We start from the raw sequence: 19,927 nt of genomic DNA, 5'->3' as shown, positions 1-19,927 counted from the left end.
AGTCCGTCTCAGTAAAGAATAGGAGACTTACTTGATTTTCTCTCTCGCTAATAACTGAGAAATAATCACCAGTATTAACGACACCACTAACATCACTGTTGCTAGGGCGTTGACCTCTGGAGATATACCGACTTTAACCATCGAGTAAATCTTCAGTGGCAAGATTTCGTAAGTTGGCCCTGTTACGAAAGAGCTGATGATCACATCGTCCAAAGACAGAGTGAAGCTCAATAACCAACCCGCAGCAACCGCTGGCTTAGCAAGAGGCAGGATGATCTGTTTTAGAATCGTCCATTCACTTGCACCTAAATCTTTTGCGGCTTCTAGCATCTTCACATCAAAGCCATTCAAGCGACTGTAAACCGTGACAACAACGAACGGCAGACAGAAAGTAATGTGCGCTGCAAGTAGGGTAAAGAACCCAAGTTGTACCCCCATAACTAAGAATAGCGCAAGAAGCGAAATCGCCATTACGATATCTGGAGACATCATCACGATGAACAACATGCCATTGACTATGCCTTTACCTTTAAATTGGTAACGGAATAAGGCTACTGCTGTCAGGCTGCCAACAATCGTTGCGGCAGTTGCTGAGAACACCGCGACGTTGATCGAGTGCCACGCAGCCTGCATTAGGCTATCGTTGTTAATCAGCGCGTCATACCACTTGGTGGTAAAGCCACCCCATTTCATACCAAACTTATTGGCATTAAAAGAGTTGGCAATTAATACGATAATAGGTAGGTATAGAAAAGCGTATACCAGCGCCATAAAGCTGAACTTAACTGTGCGACCCATTAGTCTAGCTCCACTTTCTTATTCAATAACTTGCCTGCACGGTAGTAGGCATAAAGCATCACGGCCATAGCGGTAGTCAGTGCAATACTGGTTGCGGCGCCAAACGGCCAATCACGTGCATTAAGCACTTGGCTCTTAATGACGTTACCGATCAACAGGTTCTTAGCACCGCCCAACAAGTCTGAAATGTAGAACATTCCAAGCGCAGGGAGCAATACAAGTAAACAACCACCGATAATGCCTGGCATCGTTAGGGGTAAAACAACCTTCAATAGTGTTTGAAGTTTGTTCGCACCTAAGTCTTTAGCCGCTTCTAAATAAGTATCGTCTAGCTTTTCTATCGCTGAGTACAACGGCAAAATCATGAAAGGCAATAGGATATACACTAACCCGATCATTACTGCCGTTTCTGAATACATGATACGAAGTGGCTTATCGATAATGTCTAACGCCAACAAACCTTTGTTCAACACACCTTGAGTACCCAAAACCACTTTTAGTCCGTAAGTTCGGATCAAAGAGTTCGTCCAGAATGGCACAATCACTAGAAACAACATGATTGGACGCCATTTCGCAGGCATTTTTGCCACGATGTAGGCGAACGGGTAACCAATAATTAAACAAAGTAGGGTTGCGACAATCGCCATATAGAAAGAGTGCATCAGCACTTTAAAATACAGCGGATCAGCCAAACGCAAGTAGTTATCGAGAGTGAAGGTCATCTCGATCAAGTTCGCTTCATCACGAGTTAGAAAGCTAGTACCGATGATCATGATGTTTGGAATCATCACGAACAGCACTAACCAACCTGTGATTAAAGCAACAATCGCGTTTTGTAAATTAAACTTCTTGCTCATCTTCTAACACCACTTCCCAGCTCTCAACCCAAGTTACTGCAACTTTTTGGCCCAGTGAGTGATCAACATCAGGGTCATCTTCGTTGAAGAATTCGCTAACCATGACACGCATACCTGATTCAAGTTCTACGACTGAATCTAATGTCATGCCTTTGTAGGTTCGCTCGACAATGTGGCCGACAATACCGCTTTGGTCCGACTCCTTAATTTCTTCGATACGAAGATCTTCAGGGCGAAGTAGTACTTGCAGTTTTTGGCCCGGTGCCACGTCTTTATCATGATAGATAATTGACTCTTCACCTTCGATTGTCGCAACAATGCGCTTTTCATCTTGACGAGATTTCGCTGTCGCTTCGAATACGTTAATTTCACCAATGAAACGAGCAACAAATAAGTTCTTAGGCTCTTCGTAGATTTCTCTTGGTGTACCGTCTTGTTCAATCACGCCATCACGCATAACAATAATACGATCAGACATGGACAATGCTTCTTCTTGGTCATGCGTTACAAAAATGAACGTGATACCAAGTTGACGTTGCAGTTGTTTAAGCTCGATTTGCATCTGTTTACGTAGTTTGTAATCTAGAGCAGAGAGAGACTCATCCAACAAAAGAACTTTAGGCTTATTAACGACAGCACGAGCGATTGCGATACGTTGCTGTTGGCCACCGGATAGCTGGTGTGGCTTTCGTTGTGCCATTTGTTCTAGGCGCACCATTTTTAAAGCATCCATGACACGAGGTTCAATCTCGGTGTTTGGCACTTTTTGCATGCGTAAACCAAATGCCACATTGTCGAAAACGGTCATATGTGGGAATAGGGCATAGCTTTGGAATACAGTGTTAACATGCCTTTGTTCAGCAGGAACTTGGGTTACATTCTGTTGAGCTAATAGTATTTCACCACTATCTGCCGTTTCAAACCCTGCAATCATCCTTAGTACCGTGGTTTTACCGCAACCGGACGGGCCTAATATCGTGAGAAACTCACCATGATTTACGTTTAGATCAAGATTGCCGATGACTTCCTTACCATCGAAACTTTTACTAATGCCAGTTAACTGTACGACTGGCTTTCCTACTGATTTTTTAGCGTTCAACGTCTGTTTTTCTCCACCTTGGTTCTATTTGAGACCTGTTGCTATACACCTTTAAGGCGCGCATCATAATCACCAAAAACGTGAATTCAAAGCATTTTTTACCATTCATAGATAAAAAAATTCGCAGGTAAAAGTAAACATCCTTTACCATACTGTTATTTATTGGGTTCACACCCTAACAAGTGTCTAATTATTAACCATTAAGACACAAAAGCAAGCCTTGTTACAGATTCATATTTTAGTTTGCAGCCGACATATGGGTATAATGAAGGCAATTTTTTATCAATAAGTTAGGTGGCTTCGTTTAGTTGGCGCACCTAGGTATCAATATGAACAACGACATCGAAAAAGATTTTAATTTGGGCGGTAGTATCGACCGTGCACTTTCCGGCGATTATGAGCTCAAAGCAACGGCTGTATTCCAAGAAGCTTGGAAACATACGATAAGTCACTTTCTTTCGTTTTCCCCTGCGATTGTTGCGCTGATGTTCGTGCAATTGGCTATCTTTTATATCGCACTAAAACTGCAGCTTGGTGACCCCGCGATTATCTTAGACGCGGTTATCGACCCAGAGGCATTTACACCACAGGTCGTTGAATCCATTTTTATTGCTAACTTCAGCTACGAAGTAATCAGCGCGCCTATCTATGCTGGCATCTGTTTAATGGCAATGAGCCACGCCGCAGGCTTACAAACCAAAGTGCGTCATATCGGAAAAGGTTTACAGTTCACGGTTCCAGTCATTCTAGTTACTTTGTTCAGCCTCATGCTTCAAGGCATCGCAGGTATGCTTTTGCCATTTTTGTCTATCTACTTCTCACTAGCATTCAGCAATTCAATTCTGCTGATTTGTGATAAGAAAGTACCGCCAATGCAATCGCTGCTGCTTTCTCTAAGAGCGGTAAATAAGAAAATCTTCGTCGTCGCATCTATCTACTTAATGGTTATGCTGATGTTCATTGTGGCAGCAATGATGTACGGCATTGGCTTGATATTCGTTCTTCCGTTTTTCTTTCATGTGAAAGGCATCATCTACCGTGAAATGTTTGGTATCAAACTGAAGGTTATTGCGTCAGATCGACCTGATAGTGATGACGACAACAGCAACGGCGACAGTAATAACGACGGCAACAACAGTAACGATGGTAACAAAAACCCTCAGGTGTTCGATGCGTAATAATGTCAAAGGCAGCGCAAGTAAATCACTTGCGCTAAAGGTAACTGCACTGGCGATCGTGGGTTCTATCTCACTGGTTGGTCCATACATTTACCAAGAAGAAGAGCGCCGACGTTCGGCAGACCAAAGTTCAAATACATCAAGTGAGTTTGGTGATTTGACCGTGGCTTCAGATCGACCAAATTTTGCTGCTATCGAAGATGTGAACGTGAAAAAAGACACATTCTTTTCATTCCTTCGCCCAAGCATCAATATTGAAAACAAACGTATCACCAAAGAGCGCGCGTTTTTAACTAAGCTATCTGAATCTGGTTTGAGCAATATTGACTCTGAAGACGCGTCTTATGCGAAAAGGCTAGGGAAGTTGTACAGCTTACCAGTACCTAGTGAAGGTTTAGATCAGGCATGGCTGACAGAGATGCTGAGCCGTGTCAACGTACTGCCAGAGGCGCTGGTACTGACACAGGCTGCTAATGAATCGGCTTGGGGGACATCGCGTTTCGCCACCAAAGCCAACAACTATTTCGGACACTGGTGTTACACCAAAGGTTGTGGACTTGTTCCGCTACAACGTAACGAAGGTAGCTCGCATGAAGTAGCAACATTCTCTTCAAGCCAAGAATCGGTGCATCGTTACTTCATGAACCTTAACCGCAACCGTGCTTACGCTGATTTAAGAGCCATTCGCGCAAAACTTGCTGCACAAGGTGAAGACCTTTTAACAACCGAAACAGCGACAGAGCTCACTAACGGCTTGTTAAAGTATTCTGAGCGAGGTTCAGACTATGTGACTGATTTACAAGCTATGATCCGTCACAACAAGGTATACTGGAAAAAGTAACTCATTTTGATACCAACTTGGTTGCCTTCGAAAGTCGGCTTACACCAATTAACATCACAAAAAGAGCAGCTCATTGGCTGCTCTTTCTATTTATAAACGCTCAACTTCGACAAGATTATAATAATGAAAAAGACAGTACTCGCTCTATTAGCCACTTTAAGCCTTGGCGTTTCTCTTCCTGCTTCGGCGCAAGAATACATGTTCACGTATTCTAAACTCTATACTCAGCTGAAAAACAACACCAAAGAAGGGCACGATGATGTCAAAGTTGCGGTCTTCTTTGTTGACCAACAAGCACAGGAAACCTGTCACATCAGCAAAGCTTGGATGGAGAAAGAAGAGCATTACGAAGAGTTAAAAGTGTCTCCTGCGAATGAGCTGCTTCTACCGGTAGATAAAAACCTACGCTCAGCAAACCCTCTTATCTTTGTACAAACCCAAGAACAAGAATGTGCGTATTCGCTCGTCGTAATGACTCAGAAGCCTTTGGCTGGAACGGTTGAGGTTGCACAGTTAGAAAACCTTTTACCACAGATGCAAGCGATGCTAGAAGACGTCAGCGGCATGTTCTCTAGTTGGTTCACTCCTGATATTCAAGGTTTGACGCTAGAATTTGATAGTAAACTTGAAGGCAATATTGCTCTGTCTAATGGTAAGCAAATCCCAATCAGAGAAGGGCGTGCGAAATTCACGCTGGACGAACTGAATGGAAGTGACAGCATCACGTTACCAGAAACCACAGTTCGCGTTTTGCCTTACATACCAGCGCAATAATAGCGACCAGCCAGAAGCTGTTTGCTCAGCTTAAGATCTTGACGAAACAGCCTGTTCTTCTTTGAACAGGCTGTTTTCGTTTAAAGCCTTAAACTTAAACCTAAACCTTTAAATCTTGCCAAATCACATATCTCGACGGCCTTTCATCTTTGATTCTTACCTCTTATTGCGACATATTTTTCTCACCGCTAGAGGACAGATCGTATGATAAGGCGGAATCTTTCTCCTGCTTGGCTTGTTTATCCTGTCGTTGCTGTTCCAACCTGAAATAAAAATCCGTATAATCCACGCCCTAAAACAGTCCCACTAGCAATCTACAGTCGGTAATACGACGGTGTGAGAGTCGCAATGAACCAAAACGAAAATAAAAAAGATACACTTGAATTCAACAAACTTCAAAAACTTCTAAGAAGAAATGTTGGGAATGCCATCGTTGACTACAACATGATCGAAGAGAATGACGTAGTAATGGCGTGCATTAGTGGCGGTAAAGATTCATTTGCGATGCTAGACATTTTGCTACGTTTGCGTGAAGCAGCACCCATCAAATTTGATGTTGTTGCCGTAAACCTAGACCAAAAACAACCGGGGTTCCCTGAGCATATTCTTCCTGAGTACTTTGAAACTCTGAACATTCCTTACTACATCGTAGATAAAGATACGTACTCAGTGGTAAAAGAAAAAGTGCCAGAAGGTAAGACGACTTGTGGTCTTTGTTCACGTCTGCGTCGCGGTACTTTATACTCGTTTGCAGAGAAGATTGGCGCAACGAAGATTGCTCTAGGTCACCACCTAGACGACATTGTTGAGACTATGTTCCTGAACATGTTCCACGGTGCTCGCCTTAAGGCTATGCCACCTAAGCTTCGCTCTGACGATGGTCGTAACGTTGTAATCCGTCCTCTGACTTACTGTCGCGAAACGGACCTAATCAAATACGCAGAGCATAAAGAGTTTCCGATCATTCCGTGTAACCTGTGTGGTTCTCAAGAAAATCTGCAACGTCAAAACATCAAAGCGATGCTAATTGATTGGGATAAACAGACTCCAGGCCGTGTTGAGAAGGTCTTCAAGTCAATTCAGAACGTGAGCCCAAGCCAATTGGCTGACCGTGAGTTGTTTGATTTCATTAACCTTCCACTGGATCGTAGCGAAGATCGCAAAGCATACGAATTCGAAGAAGCTGAAATCTCGTCTTCAAACATTGATGAGTCAATGTTCATCGATGTAACTAACCTATAACGCGATATAAACGATTCTGTTGTTGGAATCGCGTAAGCTTTAGATAAACAAAAACGCCTCAAGCATTGCTTGAGGCGTTTTTTAATTATAAAAAAACCAACTATTTAGACAGGTTTGGATCGAGTGGGCTAACGTAACCTGACGGTTTAAGAGCCAGTACATCGCAGTTAATCTTATCGATGACATGTTCCGCAGTATTGCCGATAAACACGGCAGACAAGCCAGTACGACCAGTTGTACCAAGGATAACCATAGCCGCATTGTGTTCAGACGCTACACGAGGAATAACATCTTCAGGCAAGCCTTGCTCAACCACGGTTTGCTCTTCACACATACCGTGTTTCTGGCGTAGTGCTTTCATCGCGGTTAAGTGATGGCCACGAACCGCATCAGTATAAGAGGTTGGGTCAAACTCTGGCAATTCGATTGTGATATTCGCAGGTGTCACCGGGTAGGCGTTCACCAAGAACGGTTCAGCATCCAAACGACCAGTGATCTCAAGTAATCTGTCGACCATCGTATCATTGAGCTCTAAGTGAGCTTCTGTTTCAGAGCCAACATGGACGGAAGCGTAGATCTTCGCGTGTTCTGGCCAGAAATCATTTTTAACCAACAGCACTGGGCTAGGGCACTTTCTTAATAGGTGCCAGTCGGTTGGAGTAAAGATGACCGATTCTAAGGTATCGTGCTTACGCGTGCCTTTGATCAAAATGTCATGCTCGCCACTGTAAACCTCAGCAATGATCGCTTCATACGGGCGATTATGCCAAACCACTTGTACGTTAAATTCAATAGAATCATCAAGGTAAGGAGCAGCAACCTTATTCATCCAAATTTCACGCTGATGAATTACGCCTTTGCGCATTGCGTCTCTCTCATCGACAGAGAGCATAGATGTCATTTCATACGAGAAGTCGTAGATCGACAAAAAGAAAGTGATGTGGCTTGTTGAAGTGCTTTTCTTGGCAAGTTGGATAGCACGAACTAGAGCAGGTTGCTCATCGTGATTAATGTCTGCGACAACTAAAATTTTGTTATAGATACTCATAACTAAGCCTACTTTTCAGACCGAACATATAAATAATGTAGCGTAGTTATGGAGAGAATAAGAGAAATATAAGAGGTTTTAAGAGAGAAACATGATGTAGCTCATTATTGAACTACATCATTGATATCTAGACTATTCTTTTGAAACACCAGCAAGTTCCATCAACGCATCGTGATCTTCGATAGTGATGTATTTACCTTTAACGCTCAAGATGTCCGCTTTTTGGAAACGACCTAACAGACGGCTGATTGTTTCAACAGTCAAACCAAGGTAGTTACCAATATCGCCACGAGTCATCGTTAAGCGGAACTCACGAGGGCTGAAGCCACGCTGAGAGAAGCGAGTTGAAAGGTTGTAAAGGAATGCCGCAAGGCGCTCTTCCGCGTTCTTTTTAGAAAGAAGCAGAATCATTTCCTGGTCACCTTTAATCTCATTACTCATCAAACGCATAATTTGCTGACGCAATTTAGGCATTTTCCCTGATAAGTCATCGAGAATCTCATATGGAATTTCACATACCATAGAAGTTTCCAAAGCTTGAGCGAAACTAGGGTGTTCGTCACCCGTGATCGCGTCAAAGCCAACAAGATCGCCCGCTAAGTGGAATGCAGTAATCTGCTCATCACCTTGCTCGGTAATCGTATAGCTTTTAATCGTTCCAGAGCGAATAGCATAAAGAGACTTAAGTTCGTCTCCCGCTTTAAATAGCTCTTGGCCTTTTTGAATAGGTTTCTTTCTTTCAATGATCTGATCAAGTTGATCTAGCTCAGATTCATTCAAAGTAAATGGGATACAGAGTTGGCTAATACTACAATCTTGGCAGTGGATCGCACAGCCACCAGACTGAACTCGTTTCGTCACAGGCTTTTCAGAAATCATAACAATCTTTCACTATTTGATATACGTCAATATTTTAGCATTCCTTAATCCTAAAGGGTAGTAAAAAAACCGGATTAAAGACACCGCTATGCGGTATAAATAATGAGCTGTAGCGCCATATAACCGGTATAGAAGCCGTAAATAAGGATTAAAATTGCGCCAAACTGGCGAAATAAGTCAGCTTGTTGCAGTTTTTTGAGGAAATTGGCACCCATTCCAACCGTGAGCATTGCTGGAAGAGTACCTAAACCGAAAGCAAGCATGATACCCGCTCCGTTATACCAACTTCCTGACACTGCCGCCCACGTTAGCATTGAGTAAACAAGACCACATGGAAGCCAACCCCAGATAAAACCAAAAGGTAAAGCATGGCTAGGGTGCTTTAATGGTAGAAATGATTTGCCTAAAGGAGAGATATAACGCCATAGCTTCTGTCCAACTTTTTCAAAGAACAACAAGCCAAACCACCATTTACCAATATACAAACCTAAGACGATCATAAAACCAGCAGCAAACAAACGCAGCCAGCCCAGCAGAGCATTAAAATCGCTCAGCTGACCTATCGAAGAGATTGCACCACCAATCACACCACCAATCACAGCATAGCTTAGCAAGCGCCCTAAGTTATAAAACAGGGGAATGACAGGGGAAGGTTTACTGTTGCCAATCGAAAGAAGCGACGCAATACCACCACACATTCCCATGCAATGGCCTGCGCCGATCAATCCAACAACAAAAGCGCCAATCCAATCAGGCGTCATCGTTCTTTTTGTCTAAGTTAGTTTGGCTTTCTACGTTAGCTTTATCATTCTTGACAGGTTTACTATCAGAATGATGATGAACATTAGTATCTTCATCAAACAGAATGTTGTGGCCTTGACGCTCAAGGTCTTCAAACTGCTCGCTCTTCACTGCCCATAGAAAGATTCCAACCGCGATACATACAAGTACGATCGCAATTGGAATGAGTATGTATAAACTTTCCATTATTTACCTTGCTCTTTTAAAAGCCTTAACGAGTTAGATACTACAATAATAGAGCTAGCAGACATGCCGACAACGGCAATGTACGGAGCAACCAAACCGGCGACAGCCAGTGGAAGGATAAGTAAGTTGTATCCCAACGACCACGCTAAATTTTCACGGATTATCTTACGCGTTTTAAGCGCTAATGTACGTGACTTAAGTAATCTATCGAGTTTATCCCCTAAGAGGACCATGTCGGCTGAGGCTTTCGCCACATCCGTACCACCGCCCATCGCAACTGAAAGGTGAGCACCAGCAAGAATAGGGGCGTCGTTGATGCCGTCGCCAACCATCATGGTGATGTCATTTGCGTCTCTAGAGTTTAGGTAAGCCAATTTATCTTCAGGTTTTGCATTAGCAACAATGTCAGTAATACCAATTTCTTCCGCAACAGGCTTCGCGTTGATAAAGGAATCGCCAGTGAGCAGAGTAGTTTTGATTCCCGCTTCTTTGAATTTCTGGATAAACTCGATACTTTCTTTACGAATCGGATCTTCATATGTAAATGTTGCGATATGACGATCAGACATTGATAAATAAATACCATTACTTTCCGATGGTTGAGATTCACCTAGAATAAACTCGCTACTGCCAATCGCAACTTTCTGTCCGTTCCATTCACCAGTGATGCCTGAGCCAATCACGTTGTTAACAGATTCAACTTCAACATCATCTGCAATGAAGGCTTTGAACGCTTTGGCAATAGGGTGGTTAGCGTGTTGTTCGAGACTAGCTGCTATTTGTAAACAAGTGTCTTTATCGAGATTTGCAAAAGTTTCAACTTGGCTGATACGAATATCACCTTCAGTTAAGGTTCCCGTCTTATCAATGATCAAGTGATTCACTTTGCAAAGCGTTTCAAATACGTGGCCTTTGCGCAGCAAAATACCAAAGTTACCCATACGAGATGTTGAACACGTAATCGCCGTCGGCGTCGCAAGAGACAGAGCGCAAGGGCAGGTCGCTACTAATACTGAAAGCATGATCCAGAAAGCGTCTTCTGGTCGTGTTTGATGCCAGTAGAACCAAGTCCCGAATGAAATGATTAAGATAACCGCGACAAAGTATCGAGCCACCACATCGGCGATTTCAGCAATTCGGGGTTTAGACAATTGAGCTTCATCTTGAAGGCGAACGATATTAGAAATCACCGAATCCGCTTTAGAGGTCATCACTTCCAATTCAAACGATTCATCACCATTCAATGTGCCAGCAAAGACCGTATCACCTTCATTCTTAACCACATGGATAGATTCGCCAGTCAGCATGGATTCATCGATATGAATTCTGCCAGACAATACTTTGCCATCTGCGGGAATATGTTCACCCGGAAGAACGCGAATCTGGTCGCCAACTTTTAAGGTTTTTACCGGAACTTGCTCACCGTCTAGCGTTGTCGCCATCGCAGGAACGAGCTTAAGCAGGTTACCGCTAGCTGCTGCCGCTTTACGACGCGCGCGCATCTCAAGGAAACGACCAAGCAACAAGAAGAAGGTGAACATCGAGATAGATTCAAAGAACACTTCACCTTGCTCTGTCACTGTTGCCACTAAACTCGCAACGTAAGCAAATAGCAGAGCGATCGAAACGGGTACATCCATACCCAATGTTCGGCCTTTAATACTGCGCCACGCATTAATATAGAAAGGTAACGCAGAGTATAGGAGAACAGGTGTCGCGAAGATCAAACTTACCCAACGGAAGTAACTTTTGAATTCAGGTTCAAGGCTGCCAAACACTTCGAGGTAGAGCGCTACAGCTAACATCATGACTTGCATGGTCGCTAAACCAGCAATACCAAGACGATAGAGATAATTCTTCATCGAACGATGATAGGCGGCTTCTTGTTGATCAGCCTCGAATGGTGCTGCTTTGTAGCCTAGGGTATGGATTGCAGACAACAGCTCGCTCAGTTTAGCCTGAGTGTTGTCCCAGCTGAGCAGGGCGCGGTTAGTCGTGGTATTAACACGAATGCTAACAACCCCTAACTTTGAAGAGACTTGCTTTTCAATAAGCCATGCACAAGCAGCACAAGAGACACTTTCGAGTGACAATGTCACTTCAGATGTATTTTCAGAGTTACGGACGAACTCCAATTGAACATCTTCGTTGTCGTAATGACTGAGTGCCAGAAGTTGCTCTGGTATTAGATCCGCTTTTTCAGCCGGAGCGGTACGATATTGGTAATAAGAGACCAAACCGCTATCAACGATTGTCTGGGCTACGGTTTCGCAACCTGGACAACACATCGGTCGAACCGATCCTAAGATTTCTACTTTAAAATCCGTTTCCGCTGGTACATCTTCACCGCAGTGATAACAGGATTCACACATAAGCTTTAGTTCGTTAGTTGAGTAGGAGTATCAATTGGAAAGTTCATGCGACCTTGCACTAACCATTCAGAATCATGCGGAGAAAGCTCGATAAACCATGGACCTTGCATTTCATGGTCCAGAGTCAACGTGTAGTTGCCGCTCGCATCAGCGGTCAGTAGCTGAGTAAAATCACGGTCAGGGAGCGTTCGGTGCACGAACATTGCGCTAATAGCAGGGAAGTGGTCTAGCTTGCCTTTGTCTAGGGTAATGATAACTGAGTTACCTTTCTCGCTAACTGAAGCTGATAGGCCAAGCTCTTTGGCAACGTTTACTTTTGAAATGTCGACATTAATACCTTTACCTTTTTTATAGTAATCTTCAGTGACAACGTTAACTGAATGGTTGGTAAGTATCGCGACTCGAACCAATGTTAGCATAGAAACGCCAACGGTTAGGAAGATCAAAAACCACGGCCAAAACTGCTTATACCAAGGTTGTACCATATTATTATTCTCAATATATCTAATGAAATAAAACTAATTTTTACAAACACTTAAGGTTATAACTGTAAAAGAAAGACAGCCCCTTAAGAAGGGGCTGTTATTATTATGTTACTCTTTATCTGAGTTGCTGAGGCTCCAGACGTAGGCAGCGACGAGCTGTACCTTATCCTCACCGAGGATATCCTTCCAAGCCGGCATTACACCAGAACGACCGTTCATTACTGTTTCAGTTACATCAGCACGAGAATCGCCAAACAACCAATCGCGGTCTGTTAGGTCAGGAGCACCAACAGCAGGGTTACCCTTACCATCTGTACCATGACACGCAGCACACACTACGAAACGTGCTTTACCAGCTTCTGCTTCACGTACGTTCACGCTACGACCAGAAAGGCTAAGAGTGTAGCTAACCACTTCTTTAACGCCTTCTTCGCCAAGTGCGTCTTTCCACGCTGGCATTTGACCGACACGACCATGCATGATGGTAGTAACGATCGCTTGTGGTTCACCGCCATATAGCCATGCATCGTCAGTCAAGTTAGGGAAGCCCTTTTGACCACGAGCATCAGAACCATGACACTGAGAACAGTTTTGCAGGAACAAGCGTTGACCAACTTTGATTGCGTCAGCATCTGATGCAATGTCAGGAACAGAACGAAGACCGTTCTCATCATGAGCTAGCTTCTTAAATGCTTCGCCAAAGTAAGTGTTCGCGTCATCAAGCTCTTTTGCGTACTCATCTAACTGTTTGTTAGCTTGAGCTGCAGCGATTGCAGAGCGAGACTCTTCTACGCTACGAACTGTTTGGTTTGAACTCGTCCAACCTAGTAGACCTTTAAAGTTGCCAAGGCCCGGGTATAGAGCAAGATAAACAGCTGCAAACACAATTGTGCTAACGAAAAGGTATGTCCACCATTTAGGTAGTGGGTTATTAAGCTCACGAATACCATCGTATTCATGGCCCATGTCATGACCTTCTTCTACACCTGTTTTATCGTTGGAACACCAACGAAGTAAGGCTGCACAGCCAATCAGCGTACCGATTGTGATGACTGTTACCCAAATACTCCAGAATGTACTCATTACTTCGTCACTCCTTGATTTTTATCTTTCGCAGGTGCTTCATCAGCGAACACTAGGTTTGCATCTTCGTCGAAGCGCGACTTACGATTTTTACCGAAAGCCCACCAAACGATGCCGATGAAACAAGCAAAAACAGTAACAGTCCAAACACTTTGAAATGTAATAATGTCCATAATTATTCCTTATTTCATTGCGTGGCCAAGCGATTGAAGGTAAGCGATGATTGCATCCATCTCTGTTTTTCCTTCAACATCTTGTTTAGCGTTAGCAATTTGTTCGTCTGTGTAAGGAACACCAAATTGATTACGGAAGATTTCAAGCTTCTGCTTAGTCAATTTGCCATCAAGTACATTCTCAGCAAGCCATGGGAAACCAGGCATGTTTGATTCAGGAACAAGTTCGCGAGGGTCGAGAAGGTGAACACGGTGCCACTCATCAGAGTAACGATCACCAACACGCGCTAGATCTGGGCCAGTACGCTTAGAACCCCATAGGAATGGATGTTCCCAAACACTTTCGCCAGCTACAGAGTAGTGACCGTAACGTTCAGTTTCAGAGCGGAAAGGACGAATCATTTGGCTGTGACATACGTTACAACCTTCACGAATGTAAATATCACGACCTTCCATTTCCAGAGCAGAGTAAACACGTAGGTTTTCTACAGGTTCAGTCGTTTGCTTTTGGAAAATAAGCGGGGTGATTTCGACTAAAGCACCAAAGCTGATTGCGATAACAATTAAGATCGCGAGTAGACCAACGTTTTTCTCGACCAACTCATGGCGATTATTTGAATTTGAGCTCATTCTAAATCTCCTTAAGCCGGTTGAGGGATAGCTTTAAGGCTATCTTTAGGTGCAGAAACAGTTTTGTACGTGTTGTATGCCAGTAAGAACATACCAGATAGGAAGATAAGACCACCTAAGAAACGTACAAAGTAGAACGGGTAAGAAGCTTCTACAGACTCTACGAAGCTGTAAGTCAATGTACCGTCAGAGTTAACTGCACGCCACATCAGACCTTGCATCACACCAGAAATCCACATTGCAACAATGTAGAAAACCGTACCAATCGTTGCTAACCAGAAGTGAACATTGATTAGGGATACAGAGTACATACGCTCTTGACCAAATAGTTTTGGAACTAGGTGGTAAACCGAACCGATAGAAACCATAGCAACCCAACCTAACGCACCAGAGTGAACGTGACCGATAGTCCAGTCCGTGTAGTGAGATAGTGCGTTAACCGTTTTAATTGCCATCATAGGGCCTTCGAAAGTCGACATGCCGTAGAATGATAGAGAAACGATTAGGAAACGTAGAATTGGGTCGTAACGTAGCTTATGCCACGCACCAGATAGAGTCATAATACCGTTGATCATGCCACCCCAAGATGGAGCAAACAGAACCAAAGACATAACCATACCTAGAGACTGAGTCCAGTCTGGAAGTGCAGTGTAGTGTAGGTGGTGAGGACCAGCCCAGATATACAGTGACACAAGAGCCCAGAAGTGAACAATCGACAAACGGTAAGAGTAAACAGGGCGACCAGCTTGTTTAGGAACGAAGTAATACATCATACCTAGGAAACCAGCTGTCAATAGGAAGCCTACCGCATTGTGTCCGTACCACCATTGCACCATTGCATCGATCGCTCCGGAATAAATCGAGTACGATTTAAACGCAGATACAGGAACAGCTAGGCTGTTAACGATGTGCAACACGGCAACCGTGATGATGAAGGCTCCGAAGAACCAGTTAGCTACATAAATGTGCGATGTCTTACGCTTAATCATAGTTCCGAAGAACACGACCGCATAAGCTACCCACACAAGAGTAATAGCAATATCGATTGGCCATTCAAGTTCTGCGTATTCTTTACCAGAGGTTAGACCTAACGGTAAAGTAATTGCAGCGGACAGGATAATCGCTTGCCAACCCCAAAAGGTAAAGGCTACGAGAGGGCCACCAAAGAGACGCGTCTGACAGGTACGTTGTACAACATAATATGATGTTGCAAACAGCGCACTTGTACCGAACGCAAAAATAACCGCATTAGTATGCAGGGGACGTAAACGACTGTACGTCAGCCACGGCGTATCAAAGTTTAGCTGTGGCCAAACTAATTGAGCGGCAATCAAAACACCAACGCCCATACCGACAATACCCCACAAAATTGTAACGAGGGTAAATTGACGGACGACCGTATAGTTGTAGTTTTGTTCAAGCTGCTTTTCTTGGCTCATTTGCATGCTTCCAATTTCTTATTTACTACACTTTACTTCCAACACGACTCACGTCGTAATGCCACCCAAATTAGAAAAGGAAATTCAGCCTATTCAGGGCTTTATTTCCACTTGCTGATTTTAAAAAAAAGTGGCATTTTCAACGCGACACTATACTTGAATTAACAAATCAATGACAGAGTAGTAACCTTACGCTTGGTCTGGAATTGGATTTTTATTTAAAAACTTTGAACTTTGTAACAAGGAGTAAAGATTATAATGGCGGCACAAAAGCTAACAAAAGGCAGGCTTGTTCAAATTATCGTCATGTTGGTTATTTTAATAGCGGCATTTACTTGGAGAACAGTAACATACGATAATCACGAAACAGTAAGCTGTATAATTTCAAAACCGTGTGAATTTGGTATTGATAATCATAATGTTTTAATTTCGGGCGATAGATCAGGGTATTCAATCGAAACATCTAAAACTGGCAAATTTATCATTAGCTACAATGAGAGTGGAATTCTAGAAGAAAAAGGGCCATCGAATTGGCTGTTACAAACTAATGATAAGACCTCCTCAATAACAGTTACATTTCCACAACAGATAAGCACGTTTTCCGTAAACCTTTCTAAAGAGTAATAGAGGGTAAACTGAGTCACGCCTCGGTTCTTTTGATAGAAATATGTACCAAATCAGTGAAACACCATGCATTAAAGTGTTATAAAGAGGACATTAATAAAGTTTCCCGGAATCTATGAAATTTCTATCAAAAGTCTCTTATTCCCTAGACGATAAAATCGCAGTAGATGAGTTGCTCAATGGGGTAGAAAACCCTGAAGATATTGCCTGTCTTATTTGCTACTGCACAGAAGAGTACTCAACACTCGCTGTGCAGAGATATTTCGTAGATGCTCTCCCTAACACCCCAATACATGGCTGCACCACTTGTCACGGCATTATGACCGAAACTGGGTTCCACTCTGGCCCAGTGATAGGCGTACTCATCATCTATGACTCTGGGATCAACGCCTATGGTACGGGTATCGAGCACTTTAGCGACTCCATAAACCAAAGCACCTTCAGCGCCATCGATAAAGCACTTAAGAACGCCAACCGAGAAGGTGAAATCCCTGATCTTATCTTACTGCATTCCACTCCTGGCAATGAAGAGAAGGTCATGGCGGCTATCGATAAGAAGTTTGGTACTGAGGTACCTGTTATTGGTGGCAGCGCGGCGGACAATCAGGTTTCTGGAAACTGGAGTATATTTACCGAAGAGTCACTCTCTATCAATGGCGTATCTTTAACTGTGGTATTTGCTTCTCAGTCCATCTATTCGTCTTTTAGTGCAGGCCATACGCCCACTCGCTATTCTGGGACCGTGACTAAAGTAAGAAACCGAATATTGTTGGAGATTGACCATAGACCAGCCGTCACCGTTTATAACGAATGGACCAATTTCCATCTAGGTGGTAGTGATGATGGCTATATATTCGAAAAGTCGTCCGTGTATCCGCTAGGGCGAAAAGTTGGCTCTTCATACGACTACCCATATTTCAAATTGTCCCACTCAATCAGAGAAACAGAGTGCAATGGAATCGAGCTATTCACAGACATCAATGAAGGCGACACCATTTATTTGATGCAGGGATCTAAACAGCAATTGATAAGCCGTGCCGCTAATATTATTCACTCTTCTTACTACAACGACATGGATTTAGAAGAGAAACTAGGTGCGATCAATATCTTCTGCGCAGGTCCAATGTTGAACCTTAAGCAAGATATGGACGAAGTATGCGATCAAATAAATCAAGCACTTAACGGACTCCCATACATATGCCCATTCACCTTTGGTGAACAAGGAAGGTTATCTGGCGGTGAGAGTGCGCACGGAAATTTAATGGTATCGTCTGCAACGTTTTATAGGTTGAAAAAATAATGGGCTCTGAAGGTCAAGAAGCGCTGCAAGAAGCTCGTATTGAACTGCAAAAACTAAAAGCCCGTGAGCGAAAACTGGCTGAAGAGAACAGGGTGATCTTATCAACCATCTCTGCGATCAGTAAGGCAAGTAACATATCTGAGATATTTTATAGTCTTGAATTTGTGCTCAAAAAATACATTAAGTTTGATGACTTTATCGTAATATCTAGGGTAGGGAACGAAGGTAATTTCAAAACCCTTCTAACCAATAACAAAGTCTTCGAACAAATGAATTGGAGTGATTGTGGCAAGCTATCTCGAGTGATCAATGGAGAATGCGCCATCCTTTTTGAACCCAAGTCTCTGGGTGAATTCAATTCCTTACATCCCATTATCCTCGATCAAATCAACTCTGTTCTAATTACTGGTATCGATAGCGGACTAACACAATCCGTCATCATCTTTATCCACTCCAATACCAAGCACTTTAGTGTTGAAACCAAAGCAACCCTAAACCGCTTTAGACCACTAATTGAGCGTGCTGTTTTCGATATTGAAAACAAAGAAAAGCTTGAAGCAACCGTTCGAGAACGTACAGCAGAGCTTGTCACCGCAAGAAAAGACGCAGAAAGAGCCAACAAGGCCAAGTCTGAATTCCTCGCAATGATGAGTCATGAATTAAGAACACCGCTAAATGCCATCATTGGCTTGATAGACGCCCTAAAATCCACATCACTGAACGAAGAGCAACAGTCTATACTGCTTAATATGAGCACATCATCTGAGCTTTTATTGGCAATTATCAGTGACGTATTGGATTTTTCTAAGATTGAATCTGGATGTTTCTCACTAGCACCTCAATGGAGCAACGTAAGAGACACTGTAACTTTTGTATTGTCTGAACAAAAGAAGACAGCAGACAATAAAGGTTTGGCGTTAACAATATCCAGCGATATCCCTGAAGGTGAACTTCATTACATCGACCCAAGTCGCTTGGCACAAATCCTATTTAATTTGATCGGTAACGCGATTAAGTTCACTGAGCGTGGGCATGTCCATGTTTCGATCAAATACCTGCAGAGCTCATTCTATATAACAGTAGAAGACACCGGGATTGGCATTAGCTCACAACAACTTTCGTCGCTATTCAGCCCATTCGTGCAAGCTGATAGTACAATCACACGCAGATTTGGTGGTACCGGTTTAGGCCTTGCGATAACCAAGCGACTGGTAGAACTGATGCGAGGACGCATATCTGTAGAGAGTGAACCCGGAAAAGGTTCTAAATTCGAAGTGCAGTTACCAGTACTTACCAGAGTCACGAACAATCTAGCTCACAGTGAAGAGGACAAATCTTCAAGAGAACTCAGAAGTCGCTATTCAGTTTTAGTTGTCGAAGACAATCCTACAAATCAAATGGTGATTAAATTGATTCTAACGCGACAAGGCCACGAAGTTTTTATCGCAAGTAACGGTGAAGAAGCAATTGGATTTGTTGAAAGAGGAAACGACTCGATAGATATTATCTTGATGGATGTGTCGATGCCAGTAATGGATGGCCTAACGACAACTAAATACATGAGAGACGCGAACATCAAAACGCCAATCGTCGCGCTAACAGCACACACATCACTAGAAGATAAATATTCGTGCTTAGATGTAGGCATGAATGATTTCGTCACCAAACCAGTAAGAACCAAAGAGATCACAGAGGCTATCGATCGATTAATGCTTGAAATCTAATAAACGTATTCTTAATCGAAGATTAGGATATATGTTTATTAGGTATTTTATGGTAAATAGCCTTACTGTTAAATAGAACGCCAATTTGGTAGATAAACAAGAGGCAGGGCATCACACAAAGATACCTGCCTTATAAACACCAAACTCAATTTAACATAATATACATAATACGCACCGACGGTGTTAGAGCAATTTAGTAATGTCCGGTTTGAGCCATTTTAAAATGTCCTCCTAAGCTTACCTATATTGGTCTGCTTAGGAGTTATTCGGATGCTTATTACTATGAGTGAAAAAGATATTCATCGATTCAAGGTGCTTACTGACGTACGTGAAAAACGACTACGCCAAGTTGACGCTGCTATCATTTTGAATCTGTCTGCGCGTCATATCCGAC

General features: G+C 43.1%; 20 protein-coding genes. 7 read left to right on the top strand and 13 right to left on the bottom strand.

Features of this window, described 5'->3' with window-relative positions; all coding sequences use genetic code 11:
• Positions 1 to 27 precede the first annotated feature (27 nt).
• Genes potC through potA form a run of 3 tightly spaced genes read right to left on the bottom strand, consistent with a single transcriptional unit; the run spans position 28 to position 2,754 of the window.
• Positions 28 to 798, bottom strand: a complete 771-nt coding sequence (gene potC / locus L3V35_RS06685) for a spermidine/putrescine ABC transporter permease PotC (RefSeq protein ID WP_004733706.1) — start codon at positions 796 to 798, stop codon at positions 28 to 30.
• A complete protein-coding gene (gene potB / locus L3V35_RS06680; RefSeq protein ID WP_017107109.1) occupies positions 798 to 1,655 on the bottom strand; it encodes a spermidine/putrescine ABC transporter permease PotB in 858 nt (285 codons plus the stop codon). Before potB ends, potC begins: the two co-directional genes overlap by 1 nt.
• Entirely contained in the window at positions 1,639 to 2,754 is a 1,116-nt protein-coding gene (gene potA / locus L3V35_RS06675) for a spermidine/putrescine ABC transporter ATP-binding protein PotA (RefSeq protein ID WP_017077234.1), read from the bottom strand. The genes potB and potA overlap by 17 nt, the downstream gene beginning before the upstream one ends.
• Positions 2,755 to 3,083: 329 nt before the next feature.
• Here potA and L3V35_RS06670 point away from each other — a divergent pair, with 329 nt between their 5' ends.
• The 4 genes from L3V35_RS06670 to ttcA all read left to right on the top strand — a co-directional run bounded on the left by L3V35_RS06670 (position 3,084) and on the right by ttcA (position 6,789).
• Positions 3,084 to 3,932: a hypothetical protein gene (locus L3V35_RS06670; protein ID WP_237290415.1), complete on the top strand. Its 849-nt coding sequence runs from the start codon at positions 3,084 to 3,086 to the stop codon at positions 3,930 to 3,932.
• Complete coding sequence (locus L3V35_RS06665) at positions 3,925 to 4,773, top strand: glucosaminidase domain-containing protein (protein ID WP_237298986.1); 849 nt, start codon at positions 3,925 to 3,927, stop codon at positions 4,771 to 4,773. The genes L3V35_RS06670 and L3V35_RS06665 overlap by 8 nt, the downstream gene beginning before the upstream one ends.
• A 123-nt stretch (positions 4,774 to 4,896) precedes the next feature.
• Positions 4,897 to 5,547, top strand: coding sequence for a DUF2987 domain-containing protein (locus tag L3V35_RS06660; RefSeq protein WP_237298984.1), 651 nt, complete (start codon positions 4,897 to 4,899; stop codon positions 5,545 to 5,547).
• 348 nt (positions 5,548 to 5,895) lie between these two features.
• A complete protein-coding gene (gene ttcA / locus L3V35_RS06655; protein WP_054547728.1) occupies positions 5,896 to 6,789 on the top strand; it encodes a tRNA 2-thiocytidine(32) synthetase TtcA in 894 nt (297 codons plus the stop codon).
• A 100-nt stretch (positions 6,790 to 6,889) separates the two neighbouring features.
• Here the strand turns inward: ttcA and uspE are convergent, their stop codons facing one another.
• The 10 genes from uspE to ccoN form a co-directional block, all read right to left on the bottom strand.
• Positions 6,890 to 7,837, bottom strand: coding sequence for a universal stress protein UspE (gene uspE, locus L3V35_RS06650; RefSeq protein WP_004733693.1), 948 nt, complete (start codon positions 7,835 to 7,837; stop codon positions 6,890 to 6,892).
• A 132-nt stretch (positions 7,838 to 7,969) separates the two neighbouring features.
• Entirely contained in the window at positions 7,970 to 8,716 is a 747-nt protein-coding gene (locus tag L3V35_RS06645) for an FNR family transcription factor (RefSeq protein WP_004733691.1), read from the bottom strand.
• Between the two features lie 86 nt (positions 8,717 to 8,802).
• On the bottom strand, positions 8,803 to 9,477 hold the full coding sequence (locus tag L3V35_RS06640; RefSeq protein WP_054547727.1) for a sulfite exporter TauE/SafE family protein: 675 nt from the start codon (positions 9,475 to 9,477) through the stop codon (positions 8,803 to 8,805).
• Positions 9,467 to 9,703: a cbb3-type cytochrome oxidase assembly protein CcoS gene (gene ccoS / locus L3V35_RS06635; protein WP_054547726.1), complete on the bottom strand. Its 237-nt coding sequence runs from the start codon at positions 9,701 to 9,703 to the stop codon at positions 9,467 to 9,469. Before ccoS ends, L3V35_RS06640 begins: the two co-directional genes overlap by 11 nt.
• Positions 9,703 to 12,075, bottom strand: coding sequence for a heavy metal translocating P-type ATPase metal-binding domain-containing protein (locus L3V35_RS06630; RefSeq protein WP_237298982.1), 2,373 nt, complete (start codon positions 12,073 to 12,075; stop codon positions 9,703 to 9,705). Before L3V35_RS06630 ends, ccoS begins: the two co-directional genes overlap by 1 nt.
• A 5-nt stretch (positions 12,076 to 12,080) precedes the next feature.
• On the bottom strand, positions 12,081 to 12,560 hold the full coding sequence (locus L3V35_RS06625) for a FixH family protein (protein WP_017074288.1): 480 nt from the start codon (positions 12,558 to 12,560) through the stop codon (positions 12,081 to 12,083).
• Between the two features lie 108 nt (positions 12,561 to 12,668).
• Positions 12,669 to 13,643, bottom strand: coding sequence for a cytochrome-c oxidase, cbb3-type subunit III (ccoP, locus tag L3V35_RS06620; protein ID WP_004733681.1), 975 nt, complete (start codon positions 13,641 to 13,643; stop codon positions 12,669 to 12,671).
• A complete protein-coding gene (locus L3V35_RS06615) occupies positions 13,643 to 13,816 on the bottom strand; it encodes a CcoQ/FixQ family Cbb3-type cytochrome c oxidase assembly chaperone (protein ID WP_004733679.1) in 174 nt (57 codons plus the stop codon). The genes ccoP and L3V35_RS06615 overlap by 1 nt, the downstream gene beginning before the upstream one ends.
• A gap of 9 nt (positions 13,817 to 13,825) precedes the next feature.
• Complete coding sequence (gene ccoO, locus L3V35_RS06610; RefSeq protein ID WP_004733677.1) at positions 13,826 to 14,446, bottom strand: cytochrome-c oxidase, cbb3-type subunit II; 621 nt, start codon at positions 14,444 to 14,446, stop codon at positions 13,826 to 13,828.
• Positions 14,447 to 14,457: 11 nt separating this feature from the next.
• On the bottom strand, positions 14,458 to 15,891 hold the full coding sequence (gene ccoN, locus L3V35_RS06605) for a cytochrome-c oxidase, cbb3-type subunit I (RefSeq protein ID WP_102437077.1): 1,434 nt from the start codon (positions 15,889 to 15,891) through the stop codon (positions 14,458 to 14,460).
• 252 nt (positions 15,892 to 16,143) lie between these two features.
• On the opposite strand from ccoN, the gene L3V35_RS06600 reads away from it, so the two are divergent.
• From L3V35_RS06600 to L3V35_RS06590, 3 genes are all read left to right on the top strand, one after another.
• Positions 16,144 to 16,509, top strand: coding sequence for a hypothetical protein (locus tag L3V35_RS06600; RefSeq protein WP_017080464.1), 366 nt, complete (start codon positions 16,144 to 16,146; stop codon positions 16,507 to 16,509).
• Positions 16,510 to 16,624: 115 nt separating this feature from the next.
• Entirely contained in the window at positions 16,625 to 17,809 is a 1,185-nt protein-coding gene (locus L3V35_RS06595; protein WP_171329791.1) for an FIST N-terminal domain-containing protein, read from the top strand.
• Positions 17,809 to 19,533 (top strand): ATP-binding protein, encoded by a 1,725-nt coding sequence (locus tag L3V35_RS06590; protein WP_146454314.1) that lies wholly within the window; start codon positions 17,809 to 17,811, stop codon positions 19,531 to 19,533. The genes L3V35_RS06595 and L3V35_RS06590 overlap by 1 nt, the downstream gene beginning before the upstream one ends.
• Positions 19,534 to 19,927: the final 394 nt, after the last annotated feature.

The organism is Vibrio sp. L5-1 (assembly GCF_021728315.1).
GTDB lineage: Bacteria > Pseudomonadota > Gammaproteobacteria > Enterobacterales > Vibrionaceae > Vibrio > Vibrio splendidus_K.
The sequence above is the reverse complement of the archived record's forward strand: the minus strand, read 5'-3'. Positions and strand labels throughout refer to the sequence as shown.